Here is a 2,202-nt window from a genome sequence, read left to right as displayed (position 1 = left end):
GGTCGCGCATCGAGCGGCCCTGCCAGAAGGGGATGATGGTCTCCGCGTAGGTCCGCCGCGCCTCGTCGCTGACGGCGAAGCCGATCTTCTCCCGCGCATCGAGCACGTCCAGGTCCTCCAGGGTGTGGCAGCAGAGTTCGGGATAGGTCGGGGCGTGCTTGGGCGCAGGGCCCTTCTCTCCCACGATCAGCTCGTCCTCGCCGATGAAGATGGTCTTGTGCTCCAGCAGGTAGCGGAAGGCCAGCGCGCGCCGCACCGGCTCCGAAAGCGGCTCCCGGTGTTGCTGATAGAACGCGGTCAGCAGCTCCGCCCGCTCGGTCGAGATGGTCGGCGTGGCGTTTCGGCTGCGTTGCTGCAAACGAGTCACTCGTTCGGTCATGGACATAATAATCTCCTTCCAATTTCTGAAGCGCTGAAGCACTGAGGCGGTGATTGCACTGAAGATGTCTCAGCGGCGTCAGGGAATTCAGTGCTTCAGTGGTTCAAACTCACCGGTAAGTCAAACTTCCTCAGCACTTGTGCGATCTCGTCCATCCGCGCCTCCGACGGCGGCTCAGTCTCCGGCATGGGGCAGGGCTTGCCGAGGCGTCGGTACTTGTCCCGCCCGATGCGGTGGTAGGGCAACAGATCGACGCGCTTCAGATGGGGCAGGTCGGCGGCGAAGGCGCCAATCGCCTGCAAGTTCTCCTCGTCATCGTTGATCCCCGGAATGATGGGCACGCGCAGGATAAGGCGATGCCCCTCGCGCGAAAGCCGCTGCAGGTTCTCCAGGATGCGCTCGTTGGAGACGCCGGTGAACGCACGATGCCGCGCGTCGTCCATCAGCTTGAGATCGTAGAGAAACAAATCCACGTATTGCCGCACGCTGTCCAGCGCCTCCCAGGGCGCGAAGCCGCAGGTGTCGAGGGCCGTGTGCAAGCCGCGGTACTGGCAAGCGCGGAGCAGTTCGCGCAGAAAATCCGGCTGCGCCAGCGGCTCCCCGCCGGAGACGGTAACGCCGCCGCCCGATTGGTCGTAGAAGGCGGTGTCGCGCTCGATGGCGTCCATCACCTCGGCGACGGTCACCTCGCGGCCCACCAGCTCCCGCGCCTCGGCGTAGCAGACCTGCACGCAGTCGCCGCAGGCCGTGCAACGCTCTCGGTCAGTGACGATGCGCTCTCCATCCTGTCCACTACGCCAAAGGATCGCGCCCTGCTCGCAGACCTCCAGGCAAGCGCCGCAGCCGATGCAGCGCTCGGGCCGCAGGATCAGCTCCGGTTTCATCGCTTGCCCTTCTGGGTTGTGGCACCACCAGCAGCTCAGCGGGCAACCTTTGAGGAAGACGGTGGTGCGGATGCCCGGCCCGTCGTGGATGGAGAATTGCTTGATGTCGAAGATGATGCCTTTGGTCATATGGTTATTCTTTTGACGTGATGGGTGCTGTTCGGGATAACTCGAATATGGCTATTGTATCAATTCGTGCTAGTTAAGCAAGTTTCCGTGTGGCCGAGTTTAAGCGGGCACGTGGTGCGCGTGCGCGCATTGCACGTTTGAATAAGACGTGATAAGATGGTATATCATTTAGAAGTTTCTCCTCATAACTTGAGAAGATAGATTAAAATCTCACGGAGATCATCAATGGAAACAACCGATCGTTACGTTTATATGGATCATTCTGCGACGACGCCGGTCGATCCGCGCGTCGTTGAGGCGATGTTGCCCTATTGGCATAAGCATTTTGGCAACAGCGAATCCTCTCATCGCCTTGGTCGAGAGGCCGCGAACGCGCTGGAGAGCGCCCGTCAGACGGTGGCTGATGTGTTGGATTGCCGCCCAGCCGATATCGTGTTTACTGGTTCGGGCACGGAATCCGACAATCTCGCCATACGGGGCGCGGCTTGGGCGGCGATCAAGCGCGGGGACGGCTGTCATATCGTCACCACCCCTATTGAGCACCACGCGGTTGGTCACACGGTAGATCAACTATGCGACCTGTTTGGGTGCGAGGCGACGCGGGTCCCTGTCGATGCATATGGGCAAGTGAGCGCTGATGACGTGCTCCAGGCCATTCGTCCTGACACTGTTCTGGTCAGTGTGATGATGGCTAACAACGAGATCGGATCTGTTCAGCCGATGGTCAAGATAGGCCGCATCTGTCGCGAGCACGGGATCCTATTCCACACTGATGCTGTACAAACGCCGGGCCGCTTACCGTTGGAGGTG

At 60.5% G+C, this 2,202-nt stretch carries 3 protein-coding genes; 1 reads left to right on the top strand and 2 read right to left on the bottom strand.

The window, feature by feature from the left end:
* Together I6U14_RS05300 and I6U14_RS05295 are read right to left on the bottom strand one after the other, a co-directional pair.
* A partial coding sequence (locus tag I6U14_RS05300; RefSeq protein ID WP_296897480.1) for a pyruvate formate lyase family protein occupies window positions 1-385 on the bottom strand: 385 nt, incomplete at its 3' end.
* 89 nt (window positions 386-474) lie between these two features.
* Window positions 475-1,392: a glycyl-radical enzyme activating protein gene (locus tag I6U14_RS05295; RefSeq protein ID WP_296897478.1), complete on the bottom strand. Its 918-nt coding sequence runs from the start codon at window positions 1,390-1,392 to the stop codon at window positions 475-477.
* A 225-nt stretch (window positions 1,393-1,617) separates the two neighbouring features.
* On the opposite strand from I6U14_RS05295, the gene I6U14_RS05290 reads away from it, so the two are divergent.
* A partial coding sequence (locus tag I6U14_RS05290) for an aminotransferase class V-fold PLP-dependent enzyme (protein ID WP_296897476.1) occupies window positions 1,618-2,202 on the top strand: 585 nt, incomplete at its 3' end.

Origin of the sequence: Thiohalocapsa sp. (assembly GCF_019695415.1) — a bacterium.
In the GTDB taxonomy this organism is placed as follows: Bacteria; Pseudomonadota; Gammaproteobacteria; order Chromatiales; family Chromatiaceae; genus Thiohalocapsa.
Note: the sequence above shows the minus strand (reverse complement) of the source record. Positions and strands in the feature narration are given on the sequence as shown.